The organism is Candidatus Williamhamiltonella defendens, from assembly GCF_900699045.1.
Taxonomy (GTDB): domain Bacteria; phylum Pseudomonadota; class Gammaproteobacteria; order Enterobacterales; family Enterobacteriaceae; genus Hamiltonella; species Hamiltonella defensa_A.
In genome coordinates, this window is the sequence record NZ_CAADHL010000001.1 from 352,544 (window position 1) to 374,472 (window position 21,929).

The window sequence follows — 21,929 nt, forward strand, 5'->3', positions numbered from 1 at the left end:
CAAACACTATCCCCGGGGTCACTTGGCATGTCAATCGCCGCAGTGATACTGGCCTCCAAAGAAGGCAGCAACAGGTAGATAAAAACACCATTACTATCAAAGTATTATTGCAAAAATACGGGCAAGGTTGAACATCCCTTTCGGATATTAAAATGGCTATAATTGGCTCTGAATACTAAAAAAGAGGTAGGTTGATACTATCGCAAAAAACGCATTGCCCTTTTTTTTATCAGATTGTTTTTAGAAGTGATACTATTCGCGCCCAATATCAAATTTATTTCTCAGATCTTCTGAGTTTCCATATAACACTATTAATAAATTTGTTTAATTCATTAAAATAAATAATTTGTAAAAAATTAATGAAAAATTATAAAAATATTCAAATAGAATAAGGAGTTATCAAAAATGCATAATATGCACCATCTTTTGAATACATTAACTGATTATGGCATTCATAATACCACCAGTAATATTTTTATAACCCCAGCTATTCCATATTATTGCAAGAGGAAACACGAGACACTTAGTGGGTTTCAAACGTGGAACCATGACTAAATTAGGTGCCGTGGCTGTGAATACGGGCATTTTCACCGGGCGTTCTCCTAAAGATAAATATATCGTCCGTGACGATCTCACTAGAGATACTTTTTGGTGGCAAATCAAGGCAAAAATAAAAGTGATAATTACCCCATCATTCAAGCCATTTGAAATAAACTCAAGACCTGTTTCACTCAGTAACTTTCAAAAAACCTGTATTTTTGGTAGATGTCTTTTGTGGCGCTCATTCCAACATTCGTTTGCAAGTACAATTTATTAATAAAGTCGCTTGACAGGCTTTTGTTAAAATATACTTATTCACACTGCAACAGAAAGAATCACTTATTTGCATCCTGATTTCATGATTATGCATAGCGTTAAATGTACTAACCCAAATTAGAAAGAACAAGGTTTATACTCCAAAAATTTTTGGTCGGTTAATTTAACTGAATAAATTCAATTAATTGGGGGCACTTAGTACGGAGATGCAATGAAAAAGATTGTTTTTAATGATGAATTATTTTTGCCATTAAAAAGAATTGCTGACATGCAGTGCTCTGAAAATATGGGCGTTACAGGAGATGTTTCTGTTTTCTTTTGTTTATCCGGCACTGGAAAAACCACTTTATTTTCCAATCCTAAAAGACAAGTCATCGGTGATAACGCACATGGTTGGGATGACGAAGGTGTTTTTAATTTTGAAGGAGGTTGTTATGCAAAAACAATTGAATTGTTTAAGTCAGATGACCCTGATATTTATCACGCAATCAAAAGAGATGCTTTACTGGAAAAAATTGGTGGTTTTGACAGATGCCCCGTCGATTTTAAGGATAGTTCAAAAATCAAAATACCAGGGTATTTTATCCTCCTGATTACATCCAAAATACTGTGAAACCGGTATCACAAGCAGGCCCTGAAAAAAATTATTTTTAACAGCAGATGCTATGCCGTTGGCATTTTACCTCATTTGGTTCATTTAACTCTAGAATAAACTCAATATCATTTTTATAGAGTTTCACATCAAAACTAGCAGGAACAGAGAACGGGATTACCAGCCTATTTCCCATTTTTCAGCTTGCTTTTGAGAGTGGTTTCTTTTACTTCATTATACTCAATATGCTAAAATGCTTTTACAAAGGATGTAAGTAGTGCCGGCAAAAGCGTATTTAGTTAATACAGGCTGGAATGGTATGGGTCATGGTATTTTTATTAAAAATACTTGAGCCCTCATCGACTTTTCTCTACATGAAAAGATTGATCACGCGCCCACCTTTAATGTGCCAATTTTTAACCTCAGTGTTCCAGCTAAAATCGCGTGGCTAAACTCAAAAATTTTAGACCCTCGCTCTAGCTATTCTGAATTAAAAGAACAGAAACACAAAGCAGAAAACTTGGCGCGGCGGTTTATCGAAAATTTTGAACAATACAGAGCTGCCCCATATAGGGGCGTTGTTTCTGAACTCATTCCTAGAGTTATATAAAATTTCTGCATTCCGAAAAAGTTTTGGTTCAATTTTTATTTATTTTTTATGATGCTGCCTAATTTAAGAAAAATCGATCATATGCACGATGGCTCTAGTACATTATGGTAGCTCATTCAAGTAATGAGGAGATTTTTGCAGGAGCATTTATCTTCCCACGTGATAATGTAAAAAAAGAAAAAATTTGAGAAGTAGCGGCGTGGCCTCTAGCAAAAAATAGTTTGAAAGAGGCGATAAAATTAGATCAACTAATTTCTCAGGATCAAAAAATTAGGATTGGATCACTCTGCCTTTGATGATTCTAAGAAAGAAAAACGTTTTTTAAATCGATCAACACGCCCACCTGTTTCCACTGCACGCTTTTTGTTTGTATAGGCAGGGTGACATTTAGAACAAACATCAAGATTTATATTACAACCTAGAGTTGAATTTACTTCAATCACATTTCCACAAGAACAGGATGCTATTACTAACTTATAATCTGGATGGATATTTTTTTTCATGAAACACCTCTTATTTTTTCAAAATAGCACCACTGTCTCACGTCGTTACAAAGTACTGGTGATTTTATTTTTTAAATTGTTCGGCATCATACAGATGCTATCTGATCAAGGCAATAGGCGATTTTTTTAAAAAATCCTTTTAAAATAAACAACAAGTTAAATTTGAATTTATAAGGATAGCATCAAGATAATTCACCGTCTATTCAATGCAATAGAAGCTTATCAGGGGGTCTGCAGTGCAGTGAAAATGAAGGTTTTGCATAAAAATAACAGGGATAAAAGATTTATTTTTATGACAGAAAATATCAAAAAAATAGGGTAAATAAAACAAAAATTATTTGATATTCATCAATAAAATGGTGACTGAATTTTGACTTGTTATAGCTACTATGTTTTAATTATTTGATTTTTATGAAAAATAAAACATTCATTTTCTCGTCTTATACTAAAAAATAAACATCTATTTATCTTATTTTTTCTGACAATGGAATATTCATGAGAACCATCTCTAATTTTAAATTTAATACAGCCACTTTAAGTGAAGGTGTGTTTAAAATCACCAGAAAAATTCGTCAAGATTTTTCTATCTCAAGAGTTCGAAAAAAATTAATGAATCTAGTGGAAGATGCTCGAGTCGCCATTCCAGAACACCTTAATCAAGATCAAAAGTTAGAACTGCTTATAGATCTTTTTTATCATCAATGGAAATTTGAGGCTGCAGATGGGATTTACCGCACCTCTGATGTCATATGGTTGGATAATGTTTTAAAAATACGTCAAGGAACGGCGACTTCATTAGGAGTGATTTTTTTACATATCGCACATCAGCTGGATATCCCTTTAATGCCGGTGTTATTCCCAATTCAACTTATTTTTCGGGCGGATTGGCTAGCTGAAGAAATATCGCTGATTAATCCCATCAATGGTGACACCTTGAACAAACATATCCTCGAATTATGGGTTAAAGCTCATTTTAATCAGAATATCAGGCTGGAAGATAGCGATCTTTGTGAATCAGACAATACTTCATTGATTAGGCAAATGCTCGATGAATTAAAATCTGCGTTAATAGAAGAAAAACAGATGGAGCTGGCTCTACGTACAAGCGATATGTCGCTGTTTTTTGATCCTAAAGATCCTTACGAGATACGTGATAGAGGTTTGATTTATGCAGAACTCGGTTGTACTCAAGTCGCAATTTCTGATTTAAATTATTTTATTGAACAGTGCCCTGAAGACCCTCTCTCTGAAGTGATAAAAATACAATTACATGCCATTGAAAAACAGCCATTTATTCTGCATTGAGATAAAAAATGAACAATAAAATGATTCATTTTCAACATATTAAAATTGCCAATCATCTTCCATTTGTATTATTTGGTGGTATGAATGTACTTGAATCACGTGATCTGGCGATGAGAATTTGTGAACATTATGTTCGAATCACCAATCAATTAAATATTCCTTACGTTTTTAAAGCGTCTTTTGATAAAGCAAATCGTTCTACTGTTCATTCTTATCGTGGGCCTGGTTTAGAAGAAGGCATGAAAATATTTGAAGAATTAAAACACTCTTTTGGCGTAGCCATCATCACAGATGTACACGAAGTAAGCCAAGCCAAAATAGTTTCTGAAGTAGTTGATGTTATTCAATTACCCGCGTTTTTAGCGCGTCAAACCGATCTCGTGGTGGCCATGGCTGAAACAAAAGCGGTGATTAATGTCAAAAAACCTCAATTTATGAGCCCCATGCAAGTAGGCCACATTGTCGAAAAATTTAAACAGGCAGGAAATGAAAAAATTATTCTTTGTGAGCGAGGAAATATTTTTGGTTACGATAACTTAGTGGTGGATATGTTAGGGATCACACTCATGGCGAAATCTACAGGAGGGCATCCTGTCATACTCGATGTCACCCATGCCCTGCAATGCAGGGACCCTTTTAGCTCTGTTTCTGGCGGGCGCAGAGCTCAGGCAGCAGAACTGGCAAGGGCAGGAATGGCCGTGGGATTAGCGGGCTTATTTTTAGAAGCACATCCCAACCCTCAGAATGCAAAATGCGATGGCCCTTGCGCTTTACCACTACATCAGCTGCTGACTTTTTTAACACAGATGCAAGCCATTGATAATTTGATTAAAAATTTTTAAATCCAAATTTAAAACAAAAAATGTCGCTAGAACATGTTCAAATGATTGACACTAAGAAGCATCAGCGCGAATCAATTTTTACTGTAGATTTCTAGAATTCATATCTCATTTTGCTTTCATGTAATTTGCTAGATTATATTTGCTCCGAACACTATGATCCCGGTCTTTTAAAGACGGTTGACTTGGATGTCTAGACGCCTTAATATTTTGATTATTAAATTTCCTTAACGCCTGATTTTTAAAAATCTCTCCTAGTTTACTCTACAACAAGAATAATATGATTAGATTTTCTCACGTCAGCAAAATATTTGAACAAAAAAAACAAAAGGTCAGCGCACTTTTAGACATCAATTTACATGTGCTGGCCGGCCAAATTTATGGGGTCATAGGGGCTTCTGGTGCGGGTAAAAGTACCCTAATTCGCTGCTCGAATTTATTAGAGCGCCCTACTGATGGGCATATTTTTATAGATGGAGAAGAGCTCACTCAATTACCAGAAAATAAACTCAGTCTTGCTCGCCGACAGATAGGTATGATTTTTCAACATTTTAATTTACTTTCTTCGCGTACTGTTTTTGATAACGTCGCGCTTCCACTTGAATTAGCTGGCCTGCCAAAAACTGAAATAAAAAAAACAGTCCTTAAACTCCTTGAATTAGTGGGTTTAACAGATAAAAAAAAAGTGTATCCGGTACATTTATCCGGCGGACAAAAACAGCGTGTCGCCATAGCGCGTGCACTGGCAAATGGCCCTAAAGTTTTGCTGTGTGATGAGGCCACTAGCGCATTAGATCCTGGAACCACTCGCTCTATTTTAAAACTACTTAAAGATATTAATCGACGATTGGGATTGACAATTTTATTGATTACGCATGAAATGGATGTCGTCAAGTATATTTGTGATCAGGTAGGGGTGATAAGCCACGGTCAATTGATCGAAAAAGATAGTGTGAGCAAAATTTTTTCACATCCAAAAACGCTTTTAGCACAGCAATTTATTCACTCTACTTTACATATCGATATTCCTGAAGATTACGCGCAGAGGCTAAACCAAAATCCGACAGATCTCGCCGTTTCCCCTTTGTTAAAACTCGATTTTACAGGTCAATCTGTCGATGCTCCTTTAATATCTCAGGCGATTCGCAGATTTAATATCGATATTGGAATTCTCAGCGCTCAAATGGATTATGCCGGAGGAGTGAAATTTGGTACGATGCTCGCTGAATTAGAGGGTGAAAAACAGGATATCACTGCCGCCATGCAGTTTTTAAAAGATCATCATGTTCAAACCAAGGTACTAGGCTATGTCTGAAGAAATGATGGTTTTAATCCTCAAAGGCGTTTGGGAAACTGTTATGATGACCTTTGTCTCTGGTTTTTTTGGTCTGATTTTTGGCTTGCCGATAGGAATATTATTGTATCTGCATCGTCCAGGGCACATGTTTTCTTATCCTATTCTACATCAATCACTTTCTGCCCTGGTGAATATTTTTCGGGCAATTCCTTTTATTATTTTATTAGTTTGGATGATCCCATTTACCCGTTTTATCGTAGGAAGCTCTATTGGCTTAGAGGCAGCCATAGTACCCTTAACCGTTTGTGCTATTCCCTTTATTGCTCGAATGATTGAAAATGCTTTACTCGAAATTCCTTTTGGTTTAATTGAGGCGGCTCGTGCTATGGGAGCAACTCCCTTGCAAATTATTTATAAAGTTTTACTGCCAGAGGCAGTACCTGCTTTAGTGAATTCAGTGACCATCACATTGATTACTTTAGTCGGATATTCTGCGATGGGAGGCGCAGTAGGAGCAGGAGGTTTAGGACAAATTGGTTATCAATATGGCTATATTGGCTATAAAGCAACTGTGATGAATTTTGTGTTAGTTTTGTTGGTTTTTTTGGTGTGTTTTATCCAAATCCTGGGGAATTATGTGATGAAAATGGTGACCCATAAGTAATTATCTATTTTCATGAATTACCATGAGACTTTTTGAGTTTTTACTGATTATCAGTTAAGGATAAAAAATATGCTTTTAAAATTAAAGTCGATCAAAATAGCAGCCATATTGGCTGTATTGGCAAGTTGTTTCATTGCGACGGGCTGTGACAAACAAGATGAAAAAGATTCAAATCACATTAAAGTAGGGGTCATCAGTGGACCGGAGCAGATGCTTGCACAGGTGGCTCAAAAAGTAGCAAAAGACCAATATGGTTTAGATGTGGAGCTCATCACCTTTAATGATTATGTATTACCGAATGAGGCCTTAAATAAAGGAGATATTGATGTGAACGTATTTCAACATCAACCTTATCTCGATCAACAAATACAAAATTGCGGCTACGAACTGGTGGCAATTGGAAATGCCTTCATGTATCCGATAGCAGGTTATTCAAAAGAAATCACCTCTCTGAATGAATTGACGCTGGGATACCAAATCACGATGCCAAATGATCCCGCTAATTTAGGCCGTGCCTTGTTATTACTACAAAAACAGGGGCTCATCAAATTAAAACCTGATGTTGGGTTAATGCCTACTGTCTTGGATGTGATTGAAAATACAAACGATTTAACACTTGTTCAATTAGACGCTCCTCAGTTACTGAGGTCAGTGGATGATAAAGAAAATGTAGCTATCATTAATACAACTTATTCAAGCCAGATTGGCTTAAGTCACACAAAAGATAGATTATTTGTTGAAGATAAAAGTTCACCTTATGTGAATTTGATTGTGACTCGTGAAGATAATAAAGATGATGAGAAAGCAAAAAATTTTGTGAAGGCATATCAATCTCCTCTAGTAGAAAAAGAAGCAGAAAAAATATTTCAAGGAGGCGCTGTGAAAGGCTGGTAATTTTTCAGTCTACATAGATGCCGTAATACATAAATATATTAAATCAGTTTCCATAATAAAAAATAAAAGTGCTCCTGGCAAAATACCCACGACCATTTTTTTATATCAGGAATACAACGGAAAAAGCAAAAATTATATGCGTACCACTAAATATCTTCTAAGTACTTTAAAAGAACTACCAGCGGATACTGAAATCATTAGCCACCAACTGATGCTGAGAGCTGGTATGATCCGTAAACTAGCGTCCGGGCTTTATACCTGGCTCCCTACGGGGACACGTGTTTTAAAAAAAATAGAAAATATTGTACGTGAAGAAATGAATAAGGCGGGTGCCATCGAAGTGATGATGCCTATAGTTCAACCTGCCTCTCTATGGCAGGAAAGCAAGCGATGGGATCATTATGGTCCCGAACTGTTACGTTTGTCCGATCGCAGTGAACGCCCTTTTGTGCTCGGCCCGACTCACGAAGAAGTAATCACCGATTTAGTTCGTAATGAAATTACTTCATACAAGCAGTTACCGCTCAATTTTTTTCAAATGCAAACTAAATTTCGTGATGAAATTCGTCCTCGTTTTGGTATTATGCGTGCCCGCGAATTTTTAATGAAGGACGCCTATTCCTTTCATAATACATTCGAATCACTGAAAGACACCTATCAAAAGATGTATCACGCCTACACAAAAATATTCGAGCGTATGCAGCTGAATTTTCGCGCTGTACAGGCAGATACGGGATCAATAGGGGGAAGCCGCTCTCATGAATTTCAGGTATTGGCAGGCAGTGGGGAGGATGAGATTGTTTTCTCAACAGCCTCAGATTTTGCGGCGAATATTGAGTTTGCAGAAGCGCTATCCCCTCGCGAAAAACACGCATCACCTTGTGAAACGCTCCGTATTATTAATACCCCTAATGTAAACACCATCGATCAACTAGTAGGGCAATTCTCAATCCCGATTGAAAAAACTCTCAAAACTCTGATCGCTTATGCTCATAAAGACAGCGGCCATAAATTGCTGGCACTATTGGTTCGAGGTGATCACTTTATCAATAAGATGAAAGCAGAAAAATTACCTCAGGTAGCGAAACCCCTCACCTTTGCTTCTGAAGAAGATATTCGTGCTCATATAGGCGCAAGCCCTGGCTCTTTAGGCCCGCTTCACCTAAAGATGCCGATTATTGCCGATCGTGCGGTGGCGGTGATGAGTGATTTCAGCGCCGGCTCAAATAAAGAAGGCCAACACTATTTTGGCATTAATTGGGAACGTGATTTACCTATGCCCATCATAGAGGATTTGCGTAATGTAGTTGAAGGGGATCCCAGTCCTGATGGAAAAGGCACTTTGTTAATCAAGCGGGGTATTGAAGTCGGCCACATTTTTCAATTGGGGACAAAATATTCTCAAGAGATGGGAGCAAAAATACAGGACGAAAATGGGCGCCAACAGATAATGATAATGGGTTGCTATGGTATTGGGATATCTCGTCTGGTCGCTGCCTCAATTGAACAACACCATGATCAACATGGGATTCTATGGCCTGAGGCGATTGCGCCTTTTCAAGTTGCTATTTTACCGATTCACCTTAAAAAATCTGACGCTGTTCGGCAAGAATCAGAAAGACTCTACGCTGAATTATCTTCTTTTGGAATGAACGTCATTTTTGATGATCGCCAAGAGCGGCCAGGCGTCATGTTTGCTGATATGGAGCTAATTGGTATACCACATACGCTGATTATCGGTGATCGGGATTTAGAAAATAACGAATTAGAGTATCGATATCGTGGAATAGATGATCACAAAAAACAGCAGCTTAAAATAAGCGACGTGCTCTCTTTTCTTTTAGAAAAGATAAATTCACATTATTAATCCAAAATAAAAATCGATATGAATTCCATTAATTTGAGCGTGATTATTCCCGTTTTTAACACTGAAAATAATTTAATGGACTATTTGAATTATTAAAAAATCAAAACAATCTTTTTTATGAAGTCATTGCAATTCATGTTGGTTCAACAGATCAAAGCTAAATCATATTAGAAAAAATCGCACAGATTGATAAAAGATGGGTGTTGATATCTCAGCCCCACCAAGGTGTTTCGGTTGCACGCAACCAAGGAATCTCCCGGGTTAGAGGCCATTAGATTACTTTTACGGATTCGAATGATTGGTTAGCGCCTAAAGCCTTCGAAACTTGGGTACAAAAAGCCAAAAAAAGTGATCTAGATTGTTTGGTTGGAAATGAGTTTCGTTTAAAGCTTGATCCTAAAAAACCAACAGAAACGCTTTTATATCATCAACCTCAGGGGGGATTTTAACAGCTAGAGAATGGGTTATTCAAAGTGTTCATAAAAATGAGTGGCCTCATTATGTTTTTTTACAATGAGTTAAACGAGCATTTCTTATCAAGAATCAATTACGGTTTATTCCTAATATGCTCCATGAAGATATTTTATGGACAACCGAATTGACAGAAATAGCTCAAGAATATGTTTTTGCACTGAGCCTCTTTATGGTTATCGGATTAACCAAGAAACTATCACTCAGTTAACTTCTATCGTACGATTAGATCACAGAGCTATAAGCTATTTCAATAGAATTGAGCACTTATTAAATAAAACCAGTTCTGCGAGACAAGATAAAGTGTTTTGTAAAGCCTTATTGAAGGAAGCTTATCGTGAAAATCGATACTTTTTAGGATTAATGCGAAAAAGTTACCGCCTTCTCAAATACGAACTCAATTGGCAAAAAAATTTACAGCATTAGTATTAAGACAAGCAGTATTTAAGGGGATCTATCATCCTAATGAATTTTGGCATGCACTTAGAATTAACTTTTTTATGGCATATGATGTGCAGCGGCATTAACCGCTTTTCTAGATAAATATCAAGAAAACAGTGTGATCTTCACCCGACTAGATGCCTGAAGCTACATATCTTCCTCGCAAACACACAGCGTGAATCACATCAAGTAACTGATTGAGTTTAGTTAAAACACGTGGCAACGTTTGCAAATTATGCATTTCAATATTCACCTGTATGCTTGCCTGTTATTTTTTATGTCACGCCGCCTCTTAATGGCTAACACATTCACTTTGTCATTCGCCAAAATAACCATAATATCGCGTAATAGACTACTTCGGTCTTTTGCAAGGACCTCCTTAAGGAATAAGCGATCGCATAACTTTCGTCCCACACCGCCTCCACAATACGTTCAGAAAAATGCAATGGTAACTCAACTAACTGGGCACAATCTAATTTATAAATTGAAATCCCTTGCCAAGAAATGACAAAATATATAATCTTATCCTTTAAAATCGGATGGCAGAGACGTACAATGTGATGCATCATATGTCCAACCCTGTCCACCATGATGTGTCCATTTTTTATTGCGCGCCGAAAGCATATGTTGCTTATTAAGATTTTTCAGCGCTTTTTGATCCACTTCTTCGCCTGTAAGATGATTAAAATGCCCTTGCAAAAATAGATCATCGGATTGATGCGAATATCACCTAATCCAATCCCAGTGAAGATTTCTTCAATAGAATTAAGGTTGTAACGTAGAAAAAGTGGTTTTTCTACTTTTTTAGGCTGATGTTCAAATATCCTAATTCATTTTCAAGTATTTGGCGTTCTACTAACATATTTTTATCTTTTGCTTGTTAACAAAACCAGTTATGAATTTTCGAACGGCGGCGGCTACTCTGAATATATCCCAAATGAGGATTTAACCATTCTCTACTGGGATTAGGGTGTTTTAGGGTGATCATCTCAACCTGATCATCCATTTGCCACTGATATCTAAATAAAACAATTCACCCTACGATTTTGTCCCCAATACAACGGTGCTAGACATTGCTGTGAATATAATAGGTGAAATCAATGGGAGTCGAGCATGTAGGCAGATCCATGACATCCCCTTTGGGGATACTATATACACGGTCATCGAAAACCTGGCTACGTACTTCATCAAGTATCTCTCCTAAATAAGAGCTCTCTTTTTGCCACGCAATCAACTATTTCATCCAAATGATTCGGTTTTCATATCCCGAACGTACTGAATAGGTAGCGCCTGCTTTATATTTCCAAGGCGCTGCAATGCCCAGCTCTAAATCTTCATGCATCTATTGTATGTGAATTTGAATTTCCAGGGCTTTACTCTTGGGGCCTAATACAACAGTGTGAATAGACTGATATACATTATGTTTTGGATTGGCCACATCATCCCACCAAATTCATTCGGTAGGTGACAAAAATGCGTATGGACAACCCCAAAATTTTGAATACGCTCAACTAAAACACACACGTCTCGAACATCAAAAAGCGCATCGAACTCCAAAAAATTCCTCTGCATTTTACGCCAAATACTGTAAATATGTTTTAGTCACTAATCCATTTCAGCTTTTATCCTTTCATCCTTCATGACTTTTTTAAAAAATCTGACACAGTCGTCAGTAAACTGCTTATGATCAACGCAGCGTTCATGAAGTAAGTAAGCTATTTTTTATATTGTTGAGGATATAGATATCGAAAACAGAAATCTTCCGGCTCCCATTTAATTACCCAATACCAAGACAATCGGATAAAGACGCGTAAATATTCGAGCAGGCTTTCGCAGCTAATACTCTTTCATCTTCATGGGCTTCTTCCATTTTTCTAAGATAAACCATCTCTTTCTGTCAGGTTAGTCATAACACAGCGAAAATCTTCTACCGCTGACTTGACCGAATTCTCTTGCAGCGTTTTAAAATAACGCATGACATCCATCTCACGCACACCGCGGATCAAAATAGTCATCGCGTCACCAAAATACGTACTCAGTTCGATTACATTCATTATTTCATCTTCTACAAATAGAAAAAGAAGCGCTGCCTATAAACTGTCATCATCTATATTCAAAGTCGACAGGATCGCGACTATTTTGATTCCATATTCCATTAAGGCTGAAGCATCAGAATGAAGGTGGATTTTTTGAAGGAAGTAACACTAAGTTTTTAAAACATACTAAAGAGGAAAGAAGTGTAAGCCCTAAATCTTTCATTCATTGATGAACAGCGAATTTATCTGTGATATTTAAACCGGCATTTTTCATAGAGACCATAATTTTCCCTATTGTAGATTAAGTAGGCTAATTGAAGATTTTAGTTTAGGGAGGCTGGATCAGCTTGATGAAAGGTGATTGTAAACCGCTATTTTCACGCTAAAAATACAAAAAAAGAGAAATTGCAATGTCATCACCATTTTTACAATGATGATATTGCTATTTATGAGATAAATTCACTCTAAAAATAAGAGATAGCCTGAATAGTAAGGAATACGTAGGGCACCTTTCATTTATTTTTTAAGACCTGAGCTTTTTCTCTCTTCTCCTCTGTTGAAAAAAATCTACTAGCATTTTAGAACAGGTTTGAGACAATACATTTGTTTTAATATCAATCCGTTTGACTCGAATATTCATCATGCGCATTAAAAATGCGACCCCCCCTTTTTTAGGATCTGAGGCACCATAAACCAATCGTCGAATCCGGCTATGCATAATAGCTCCGACACACATCATACAGGGCTCTAAAGTGACATATAAAGTGGCATTGACCAAACGATAATTTTTTTGATGTTGTCCTGCTTGCCTCAGTGCTATGATTTCGGCATGAGCCGTCGGATCATGACACATCATCGATTGATTCCATCCTTCGCTTATCGATTGATTCTTCACTACTACCACCGCACCGATAGGCACTTCTCCCGAGGCTTGTGCTTTTTCTGCAAGTGAAAGTGCGTGGTGCATCCAATAGTGATCATCACACTCTGAGTCAGGTGCAGGGAGGCTTTTGATATTCATAAGGCCATTTTTTTGAATTGTTACTTTGAATAAAGTCTTTTAAAAGCATCCCGAAGAGCTAGAATTTTGAGCTGTCGTCATCTCATTTTATCCTATTTTTATAGCATTTTATAAGTTCATTGATCTGTCCTTTAGAGACAGAATCTAACAGATTTTTCATCTGCTGTAGACGTATTAAATCTTCATCCGCATTTTCAGTAGAATCCCCCCTTGTGTAAAAACCATAAACACTTAATCGACGCCAATGCCCTATTAATGCTCTCTAGATTGAGTGCACCCGTAATTTTTAATTTCCCTGAATCGCAATCAATAATAATATTACAGTGACTTACTAAGTATGATATGCTGCCATATTTTTCATCTTTTTCAATGCTCCATTTTTTCCAGAATTGATAATCTTTTCGTAGCAAGTTATCTGGCCACAGATCCAATCTCTCGAAGGGTATTACTCAAAAATTCGCTAATACTCTCGTCTTTAAAGGTTTTATCTCTATAGCAATCTTCCAAAGATTACAGTGTATCTACGCCGAAATCATTATCGAAAGGGCTGGAGTCATCACAGGCATCATAATAAAAATCTTCTTCAGCAAAACTCACACAACAGAGGTGAGAAGTATCCCTATGTACTCCTTCCTCTAGATCATCCTAATAGTAAAGTTGTGTTGACATATTTAATTTGTTTTCCTTTTAGGGTTTAATCATATTAATAACGATGAATAAATAAAAAATCAATTATCTGTTTTTAGTTAGTAACCTAAAGCAGGTTTTTTAGAGGTAAATCTTTTCTTTCGAAAAGATACTATCTTTATATGTATCAATCTTTTAAAAACAAATTAAGCAGCATTTTATTGTAAAATTTATTTAACAAAAATATTGAATAAGTATAAAAAAGAAGCATCTTCTATTGTATGGGTTTATCTACAAATAAAAAGAAAAACGATATGAATAGAGTTAATCATCTCTCGATACATCCATCATATGAGAATACAGCATCAACGCAATCTACACTCTCCTCCCTATCGAGGGAATTATCATTAGTCAAAAATATTAATTATAGTCAATCGATGTACCATATATCTAGATTGCAAAATCTGCTTATTTTTTGTTCTAAAGAAAACAACAAAAAACGCATTCTTAGAGAAAGAGAGGGACAATTCATGGCGAATAATTCTTACAAATGAGATCCCTACTGATACAAAAAAAAAGCGAATAAAATCGTTTTGAATTTCGTTAATGGCTATCAGATTGATTATAACTATTTGAAAAGTAACATGAGTCAGAAGAATAGAAAAAATCTTATATTTTGATAATACAGTGCTAATTATTGATACTAAGTCCCAAAAATATCCTGTATGGCGGCTAGTGTTTTATTAGAATTGACTAATACGGCAACGCTTAACATGCCGCATACTTCTATATCTCCTCTGAACTGAAGAAATTATGGGAACTCTTCAGTGATTTTAAGAGTAAAATTAAACAACTAGGAAAAGAGTAACCAGATATTTTTGTAAATAAAATCATCAACCTTTTTGTTAATGTAAAGACTATGTGAAGTACAAATGTTGAGCTTAATCTAAGTAGGAACAGGGTCACGATCGGTGAAGACGAGGTCGCTATTCTGACACCATACCAAAAAGATAATCAGATAGAAGACCACCTAAGAATGTATCTGAAAGAGAAAATTGATCATGTCAGAGTACTTAGTTCTAATAAAAATATCGAATATCGAGGGCTAAAAAATATTTTTCGCCAGGTTTCTGTATAGAAAGATCAGTTTCTGTGCAATCGGAATTAACATGAAAAATGCATTTAAAGATGGTGCTACATGTGATAATTATTCCCTAAATATCAGGCATTGAAATAACACTCATATAATTAAGCTTTTACATGTAAAATTAGCCCGTTCATGGCGTGATTAGCTCTGAAGATACAATAATGTTGGCAACCGAAGTAGAAAAGCACAACAAAAGAGGAATTGATTGTACTGCTGGTACAGCTCGCACTGTGGTTCTGGCAGCCACAGTCTCAGTGAAGCAACAAAAAAATCACATCAGTCTTTAGGATCTCATCCTTCATCTTCTTAAAAACCGTGCTGCCAATATAGTTAAAACCAAAGACCAGCACTGTTGGCTGAAAGATCCCATATTTTAAATATTTCTATTTTACATTAGTAGAACCTGATAATTCATTAACTGTTGGAATTAACAAACAGGCAATACTGATTGCCTTCAGAGAAGATTAGCAAGTTTTTTAATTCTAACTAGCGCTGATAGTTTTTTCTGCCAGAGAACTTTCATAAATTATGGGATATGCTGACCCGCCTTGACTTCTAGAAGTGAAAAAACGACATGCCGAATCCCAGTACTTTTTCCAGGCATCCTGATATTTTTCACTAATATTTTTAGTTCACTTTGCATAGCTTTAAAACTTTTGGATATGTTTCATTTAACATTTTTTGGCTGACTGATATTCATTTGATGAGTCTTAGGTCATACCCACTTGCGTTATGAGAATAGCAGAACGTTTGGCCATTAATGGGAATATTGTCGCCAGGCTAAATAAAGTTACTGTTTTTTAAAACATTAAAATTTCCTATTATTAAATACTGAAAAAGATTAAGTTTCAGTGAGTAAACCACACCCTTTGTTCTTCATGAAATTGAATCAAATAATGCATCAAGAAACCAGGTTTTCTATAAAAACAAACCACTTATATGGGATAGTACCTATTTTATCTTTTATCATCCTCAAAAAAACAAATCTTCTGTTAACCTTGACTTTGTCAATAGTTCATATTTCAGCATGCCTTAAAATTTAAGATTATTTCTAATTTTAAAAATATGACCTTTAAATTTATTAAAGAAATAAAAATTATGATTACACACGCTCAAAATTGATTCATAAACAAATTAAATCTTAAAATTTAAATAAAATTCAAGAAAATGAAATCAAAAATACATTAAGGGCTACGTACAATTGGAATGGAGAAAAAATATGGATAAAGTGGCTTTTAAAATTTTTCATTTGAAATTGAAAAACCATTCAAAAAGATTAGATAAAAAAGTATTTGGAAAAGTGATATTATTTACTAAAAATCAAATTCAAAAAAGCAAAATTAATTTTGCAATTTTATTCTAATGTCGCCAATATTTATTTTACTGAACACAAAGAATAAGATATTAATAAAAAATCATCTTATTTTTAATGATATTAAAATCACCCCCGTAAGTAGATTGAAAAGAGGAGCTACTTATCTTCCTAGTAAGGATGGTAAAAGCTCTATTTAGATTAATGCAGAGCTATAAGATAACTTAAATCCAAATCCAAAAAATTTTGGGAATTTTACTTTAAATCATGAAATCGGCTATGCTTTGAGACTGAGACATTCACATATCAGTAAATCTTATACTCATTAAATCAGTGTGATGCGTTACTATAAATAGCTTCAATACAATAGCTAGTATCCATTAGCTTCAATACAATAGCTAGTATCCATCTGGCCCTTAAATATATGACATCGCATTCGTTCAGTACCTTTATGGAGCTAATCTTGAAACACATATGTGTAATACAATTTATGGTTTCAATTCTAATTTTGGCTGGCCTTATCTTAGTGTGGAAAATGCAGATGATCCCATGATTTTTGTGTTTGGGCCGCGGGTGGTATCGATAATTTCTATTTTTCTGGTTATCTTCAAAATCAAAGAAGCAATTTAGAATCGAGCTAATTTTCTGATGTCGGTGGATTTAAAAAATGTTTCTATTGCATACAGGGTTAGCATTGAAAATGCGATCAGCGGCTCTTGAGATGACGAAATTATAGGGAATGAAGTAGATCATGTTTTACGAAAAGGAAACAACCGTTTATACGTTGTGGAAGGGGCTGATAAATTACTTGTGGAAGGAGCTCCGATCAACTTTGGGGAGAAAAAGATACCGACTATCTGTTTGGTGGAGAAGACCTAGACTTTTTATTTGAAAGCCAAGGAAACGATTGTCTGGTAGGAGGAAGAAGAAGAGATCAACTTTGGAGAGAAAAAGGAGCAGATACTTTACTGGGAGAGATGGGGGATGATTATCTTTTAGGCGGAATAGAGTCAGATAAACTCACAGGAGGCCAGGAAAGTAATATATTTTTTATCAACCTTGTAATGACTCTGTGACATTATCTACTGATACCATGTATGATTTTGAAGTGGGCATTGACAAAATAGACCTATCTCGTATCAGGAATTAGATCAAAAAATTCAATTTACAGATCTATTTTACTTTAAAGGCCAAACAGAAATTCAACAACGTCATCATAGTGTTCTTAACATTACTTATCTCATGATTCATTTTTCTGATTCTATTGAAAAAATGCATTGAATAATAACGATATGATGATTAATTTCACTGGAAATAAAAAACTTACTGTACCGATTTTATTTTTCTCGCTTTCTAATAAATATCAGATAGGATTTATAAGTGACTTCACTCATGGTAAAATTTTAATGCGTGAAGATTTTATATTTTTAAATTTTTCTAATAAAATTTTTTAAAAAGTAACTCAATATTAATAATATTAACCAGACACATCCCATAAAAAGGGAAATACGTGTGCTGGGAAAGCAGCCAATTAATATCATAATAAAAATAAGAAATACGATTCCAATAGCTGAGGTAATCACCCCTCCTAATAGTGGAAATTCCAATTTTTTCTTTTCTTCTTTCGTTAAAGAGCAACGAAAAGAAATTTGAGAAAGTAAGATCATAATCCATACGAATACAGTCGCAAAAGTCGCCAAGGAGGCAATCACCAAAAATACTTTATCGGGCATGATGTAATTGAGATACACCGCAATCAACATCGCCATCATCATAAAAAGCACGCTCACCCAAGGTGCACCGCGTTTAGAAATTTTATTCAATATTTTAGGAGAATGCCCTTGCTCTGCCATGCCATTTAACATTCGGCCAACACCAAAAACATCGCTATTAATTGCAGAGACAGAGGCTGTTATCACAACAAAATTTAAAATGCTAGCAGCGACTGTGATGCCAATATGTTGAAAGGTTAATACGAAGGGGCTACCTATCGTACTGATTTGATTCCAAGGAAAGATAGACATAATCACGAACAAGGTCCCCACGTAAAAAATAAGAATACGTAATGGCACGGAATTAATAGCTTTAGGAATAGATTTTTTAGGATCTTTCGCTTCACCAGCATTGATCCCTATAATTTCAATGCCGCCATAAGCAAACATCACCACCTGAAGTGATAAAATCATCCCCCAAATACCATGGCTAAAAAAGCCCCCGTTAACCCATAAATTTTGGATACCCGTCGGTTTACCACCGTTACCAATCCCCCCAACGATCACACCAACGCCGACCAGTATCATTAAAATGATGGTGGCCACTTTAAAAAATGAAAACCAGAATTCTAATTCGCCAAATACATGGACACTCATCAAATTAATGCTACCGATAATCAGCACTATGCTTAATACCCAAATCCAATGAGGTACTTCTGGGAACCAGACTCCCATATAAACACCAAAGGCCGTTACGTCGGCAATGGCCACAATCAAAATTTCAAAACAGTATGTCCAGCCTATAACATAACCGGCCATAGGGCCTAAATATTTCTCTGCATACAGAGAAAAAGAGCTTGATTTTGGGTTATTTACCGCCATTTCACCCAAGGCTCGCATAATGATGAAGGCAGCGAGGCCACCCATCATATAAGCCACTAAAACACTAGGGCCTGCCATTTTAATCGCATCGGCTGAACCATAAAATAAACCCGTTCCAATCGCTGATCCCAATGCCATAAAACGGATATGGCGGGCATTTAATCTGCGTTTTAGCGTATTTTTAGCCATGGTTTCCTAACAGATATGCAAAAATTCCTGCCTGGTATTTTGACTGGATTTAAATAATCCTCTTAAAGAGGTCGTTCTCGTCACGCTGCTTCTATCACAAATTCCACGGGCCTTGACACAATAATGAGTCGCATCAATTGACACCGCCACATTTTCAGTCGATAACAATGTTTGTAATGCCAAAATAATTTGTTGGGTTAATCTTTCCTGAACTTGCGGCCGCTGAGAAAAAAATTGCACCACCCGATTTATCTTCGATAAACCAATAATATAATCTTTAGGAATGTAAGCTATAGTAGCTTTACCATCAATACTCGCAAAATGATGTTCACAAGTACTACTCAGACTGATGTCATGTACTGTAATCATTTCATCTACCTGCATTTTATTTTGAATAAGAGTAATTTCAGGAAAATAAGCATAATCCAATCCTAAAAAAATTTCATCGAGATACATTGATGCAATGCGCGAAGGCGTTTTAGAGAGACTGTCATCTTTTAAATCAAGATTTAATAGTTCCATGATCTGGGTGATATTCTTTGCAATATGAGATCTACGAGTTGCAGAATCTAATAATCCGTTTTTAGGATCCATATTGAAAGGATTCTCGAGCCCATGTTTGACAAGCGCTTCATGAACTTGACGAGCTTCTTTACTGAATGATGACATTTTTTCTCCAATCAACTGAGGGCCTTTTAAAAAATAATTGCATCGCCGAAAATATATGTGAGATGTTATTGCACCGTCATTAAGGTTGAATCCCTTGGCTCAGTAAATATTCTTCATAATTTCCTCTGAAATTCTTCACTGTGTCAGGCATGATTTCAATAATTCGGGTGGCCAGTGAATTCACAAATTCACGATCATGAGAGACGAATATCAGCGTGCCTTCATATTTTTCTAAGGCAAGATTAAGCGATTCAATAGATTCCATATCTAAATGGTTGGTGGGCTCGTCCATAATGAGAATATTTGAGCACTGCATCATCAGCTTACCGAAGAGCATTCTTCCTTTTTCTCCTCCAGATAACACTTTCACTGATTTTTTGATGTCGTCTTGATTAAACAATAAACGGCCTAATATGCTCCTTACAGCTTGTTCATCGTCTTTTTCCTTCTTCCATTGCGTCATCCAGTCTAATACCGTCATTTCAATTTCAAAGTCATGAGAATGATCCTGAGCGTAATAACCGATATTGCTATTTTCTGACCATTTTACATGGCCTGCATCTGGGGGTAACGCACCAATTAAAATTTTCAGTAATGTAGTTTTACCAATTCCATTAGCGCCTAATACCGCCACCTTTTCGCCGACTTCAATCATTAGGTTGAGCCCTTTAAAAAGAGTGCTATTAAACCCTTTCGCTAATTTATTTACTTCTAGTGCATTTCTGAATAATTTTTTCTCTTGCTCAAAACGAATAAATGGATTTTGACGACTTGTGGCCTTAACTTCATTAAATTGAATTTTTTCAATTTGTCGAGCGCGCGAAGTCGCTTGTTTCGACTTAGATGCATTCGCACTAAAACGATTGACAAAAGATTGTAATTCAGAAATTTGTGCCTTTTTCTTGGCATTTTCTGCGAGTAAATGCTCACGAGATTGGGTCGCGGCGTACATATATTGGTCGTAATTTCCGGGATAAATGCGCAACTCGCCGTAATCTAGATCCGCCATATGGGTGCACACCATGTTAAGAAAATGACGATCGTGGGAAATTATGATCATTGTACTGCTACGTTGGTTTAGTGTTTGCTCCAACCAGCGGATCGTATCAATATCTAAATTATTGGTGGGTTCATCCAGCAGCAGTATGTCAGGATCGGAAAACAACGCTTGGGCTAACAACACCCTCAACTTCCAACCAGGCGCAATATCGCTCATGGGGCCATTATGTTTTTTAGTAGGTATACCAACACCCAATAATAACTCACCGGCGCGAGATTCTGCACTATAACCATCCATCTCCCCATAAGCTACTTCCAGATCTGCGACTCTATAGCCGTCTTCTTCTGTCATTTCAGGCAACGCATAAATGCGATCACGCTCTTCCTTTAATTTCCATAGTTCGTTATGTCCCATCACCACGGTATCTAAAACACTGTATTTTTCGAAAGCAAATTGATCTTGGAGAAGTTTCCCGATCCGTTCGTTCACATCAAGTGAAACTTGCCCGTTTGTTGCGGTGAGATCTTTACCTAAAATCTTCATAAAGGTGGATTTACCACATCCATTAGCACCAATTAAACCGTAGCGATTTCCTTTACCAAATTTTACGGAAATGTTTTCGAATAGAGGCTGACTGCCAAACTGCATAGTAATATTGTGAGTATTTAACACTGAATCGATCTCTATTTATGAAAAGGGGATATTGAATAATATATAATGAAGATTATAAATAATGACACCCAAAATTGATAGCGGACCCAAAAGAGCAGATTTTTTAAAAGGAGTGAAGCTGCTTTATCTTCCAATTGACTCCCCTGATTTTAACCCGATAAAAATGGCACTTTCTCAGTTAAAATATTGACTTAGGAAAGCGGCTACAAGAACCGTTAAATATTTATGGAATGAAATAGCTCAAGCTATCGATCTAATTTCCTGGAACGACTATTACAACTCCTTCTTTGCTAGGGGATATAAAACAGAATAGATGAAAACTGCTCTAGCTTAGTCTAATACAATTTAATGATCACCTTCTAT

General features: G+C 36.2%; 16 protein-coding genes and 3 pseudogenes. 12 read left to right on the top strand and 7 right to left on the bottom strand.

The window, feature by feature from the left end; genetic code table 11:
* Window positions 1-405 precede the first annotated feature (405 nt).
* Window positions 406-2,018, top strand: a pseudogene (locus CICURV3402_RS01685) (phosphoenolpyruvate carboxykinase (ATP)).
* 281 nt (window positions 2,019-2,299) lie between these two features.
* Here CICURV3402_RS01685 and rpmE read toward each other — a convergent pair.
* The gene (rpmE, locus tag CICURV3402_RS01690; protein ID WP_158379584.1) at window positions 2,300-2,521 is read right to left on the bottom strand and encodes a 50S ribosomal protein L31; all 222 of its coding nucleotides are present in this window, start codon (window positions 2,519-2,521) and stop codon (window positions 2,300-2,302) included.
* 495 nt (window positions 2,522-3,016) lie between these two features.
* Between rpmE and sirB1 the strand changes: the two genes are divergently transcribed.
* The 7 genes from sirB1 to CICURV3402_RS01725 all read left to right on the top strand — a co-directional run bounded on the left by sirB1 (window position 3,017) and on the right by CICURV3402_RS01725 (window position 10,284).
* Entirely contained in the window at window positions 3,017-3,826 is an 810-nt protein-coding gene (sirB1, locus tag CICURV3402_RS01695) for an invasion regulator SirB1 (RefSeq protein ID WP_158379585.1), read from the top strand.
* Between the two features lie 8 nt (window positions 3,827-3,834).
* On the top strand, window positions 3,835-4,668 hold the full coding sequence (kdsA, locus tag CICURV3402_RS01700) for a 3-deoxy-8-phosphooctulonate synthase (protein WP_158379586.1): 834 nt from the start codon (window positions 3,835-3,837) through the stop codon (window positions 4,666-4,668).
* A gap of 277 nt (window positions 4,669-4,945) precedes the next feature.
* Window positions 4,946-5,980, top strand: a complete 1,035-nt coding sequence (gene metN, locus CICURV3402_RS01705) for a methionine ABC transporter ATP-binding protein MetN (protein ID WP_158379587.1) — start codon at window positions 4,946-4,948, stop codon at window positions 5,978-5,980.
* Window positions 5,973-6,626 (top strand): methionine ABC transporter permease MetI, encoded by a 654-nt coding sequence (locus tag CICURV3402_RS01710; RefSeq protein ID WP_158379588.1) that lies wholly within the window; start codon window positions 5,973-5,975, stop codon window positions 6,624-6,626. The genes metN and CICURV3402_RS01710 overlap by 8 nt, the downstream gene beginning before the upstream one ends.
* Window positions 6,627-6,695: 69 nt before the next feature.
* A complete protein-coding gene (gene metQ / locus CICURV3402_RS01715; RefSeq protein ID WP_158379589.1) occupies window positions 6,696-7,520 on the top strand; it encodes a methionine ABC transporter substrate-binding lipoprotein MetQ in 825 nt (274 codons plus the stop codon).
* 136 nt (window positions 7,521-7,656) lie between these two features.
* Window positions 7,657-9,387 (top strand): proline--tRNA ligase, encoded by a 1,731-nt coding sequence (locus tag CICURV3402_RS01720; RefSeq protein WP_158379590.1) that lies wholly within the window; start codon window positions 7,657-7,659, stop codon window positions 9,385-9,387.
* Window positions 9,388-9,972: 585 nt separating this feature from the next.
* On the top strand, window positions 9,973-10,284 hold the full coding sequence (locus CICURV3402_RS01725; RefSeq protein ID WP_158379591.1) for a hypothetical protein: 312 nt from the start codon (window positions 9,973-9,975) through the stop codon (window positions 10,282-10,284).
* A 148-nt stretch (window positions 10,285-10,432) separates the two neighbouring features.
* On the opposite strand, the pseudogene relA reads toward CICURV3402_RS01725, so the two are convergent.
* The 3 genes and pseudogenes from relA to CICURV3402_RS07470 all read right to left on the bottom strand — a co-directional run bounded on the left by relA (window position 10,433) and on the right by CICURV3402_RS07470 (window position 15,753).
* Window positions 10,433-12,558, bottom strand: a pseudogene (relA, locus tag CICURV3402_RS01730) (GTP diphosphokinase).
* A 300-nt stretch (window positions 12,559-12,858) separates the two neighbouring features.
* On the bottom strand, window positions 12,859-13,356 hold the full coding sequence (gene tadA / locus CICURV3402_RS01735; protein ID WP_158379592.1) for a tRNA adenosine(34) deaminase TadA: 498 nt from the start codon (window positions 13,354-13,356) through the stop codon (window positions 12,859-12,861).
* Window positions 13,357-15,612: 2,256 nt separating this feature from the next.
* Window positions 15,613-15,753 carry a lysozyme inhibitor LprI family protein gene (locus CICURV3402_RS07470; RefSeq protein WP_158379804.1) on the bottom strand — a complete coding sequence of 47 codons (141 nt, stop codon included), beginning with the start codon at window positions 15,751-15,753 and terminating at the stop codon, window positions 15,613-15,615.
* Between the two features lie 1,163 nt (window positions 15,754-16,916).
* Between CICURV3402_RS07470 and CICURV3402_RS06365 the strand changes: the two are divergent.
* The 4 genes and pseudogenes from CICURV3402_RS06365 to CICURV3402_RS07060 all read left to right on the top strand — a co-directional run bounded on the left by CICURV3402_RS06365 (window position 16,917) and on the right by CICURV3402_RS07060 (window position 17,723).
* Window positions 16,917-17,083, top strand: a pseudogene (locus CICURV3402_RS06365) (M10 family metallopeptidase C-terminal domain-containing protein).
* Window positions 17,084-17,245: 162 nt separating this feature from the next.
* On the top strand, window positions 17,246-17,518 hold the full coding sequence (locus tag CICURV3402_RS06370; protein WP_235667611.1) for a calcium-binding protein: 273 nt from the start codon (window positions 17,246-17,248) through the stop codon (window positions 17,516-17,518).
* A 17-nt stretch (window positions 17,519-17,535) separates the two neighbouring features.
* Window positions 17,536-17,592 (top strand): hypothetical protein, encoded by a 57-nt coding sequence (locus CICURV3402_RS07055; RefSeq protein ID WP_268904291.1) that lies wholly within the window; start codon window positions 17,536-17,538, stop codon window positions 17,590-17,592.
* Between the two features lie 50 nt (window positions 17,593-17,642).
* A complete protein-coding gene (locus CICURV3402_RS07060) occupies window positions 17,643-17,723 on the top strand; it encodes a hypothetical protein (RefSeq protein ID WP_268904292.1) in 81 nt (26 codons plus the stop codon).
* 146 nt (window positions 17,724-17,869) lie between these two features.
* Here CICURV3402_RS07060 and proY read toward each other — a convergent pair whose 3' ends face one another.
* The 3 genes from proY to CICURV3402_RS01760 all read right to left on the bottom strand — a co-directional run bounded on the left by proY (window position 17,870) and on the right by CICURV3402_RS01760 (window position 21,566).
* Window positions 17,870-19,225, bottom strand: a complete 1,356-nt coding sequence (gene proY, locus CICURV3402_RS01750; protein WP_158379593.1) for a proline-specific permease ProY — start codon at window positions 19,223-19,225, stop codon at window positions 17,870-17,872.
* Between the two features lie 6 nt (window positions 19,226-19,231).
* A complete protein-coding gene (gene folE / locus CICURV3402_RS01755) occupies window positions 19,232-19,894 on the bottom strand; it encodes a GTP cyclohydrolase I FolE (RefSeq protein WP_158379594.1) in 663 nt (220 codons plus the stop codon).
* A gap of 79 nt (window positions 19,895-19,973) precedes the next feature.
* Entirely contained in the window at window positions 19,974-21,566 is a 1,593-nt protein-coding gene (locus CICURV3402_RS01760; RefSeq protein ID WP_158379595.1) for an ABC-F family ATPase, read from the bottom strand.
* Window positions 21,567-21,929: the final 363 nt, after the last annotated feature.

What these genes read in the sequence shown, in the direction of transcription:
- CICURV3402_RS01720 (WP_158379590.1), top strand. Translation starts at nt 7,657, where the DNA reads ATGCGTACCACTAAATATCTTCTAAGTACTTTAAAAGAACTACCAGCG.
- sirB1 (WP_158379585.1), top strand. Translation starts at nt 3,017, where the DNA reads ATGAGAACCATCTCTAATTTTAAATTTAATACAGCCACTTTAAGTGAA.
- kdsA (WP_158379586.1), top strand. Translation starts at nt 3,835, where the DNA reads ATGAACAATAAAATGATTCATTTTCAACATATTAAAATTGCCAATCAT.
- CICURV3402_RS01710 (WP_158379588.1), top strand. Translation starts at nt 5,973, where the DNA reads ATGTCTGAAGAAATGATGGTTTTAATCCTCAAAGGCGTTTGGGAAACT.
- proY (WP_158379593.1), bottom strand. Translation starts at nt 19,225, where the DNA reads ATGGCTAAAAATACGCTAAAACGCAGATTAAATGCCCGCCATATCCGT.
- tadA (WP_158379592.1), bottom strand. Translation starts at nt 13,356, where the DNA reads ATGAATATCAAAAGCCTCCCTGCACCTGACTCAGAGTGTGATGATCAC.
- rpmE (WP_158379584.1), bottom strand. Translation starts at nt 2,521, where the DNA reads ATGAAAAAAAATATCCATCCAGATTATAAGTTAGTAATAGCATCCTGT.
- CICURV3402_RS01725 (WP_158379591.1), top strand. Translation starts at nt 9,973, where the DNA reads ATGGACAACCGAATTGACAGAAATAGCTCAAGAATATGTTTTTGCACT.
- metN (WP_158379587.1), top strand. Translation starts at nt 4,946, where the DNA reads ATGATTAGATTTTCTCACGTCAGCAAAATATTTGAACAAAAAAAACAA.
- folE (WP_158379594.1), bottom strand. Translation starts at nt 19,894, where the DNA reads ATGTCATCATTCAGTAAAGAAGCTCGTCAAGTTCATGAAGCGCTTGTC.
- metQ (WP_158379589.1), top strand. Translation starts at nt 6,696, where the DNA reads ATGCTTTTAAAATTAAAGTCGATCAAAATAGCAGCCATATTGGCTGTA.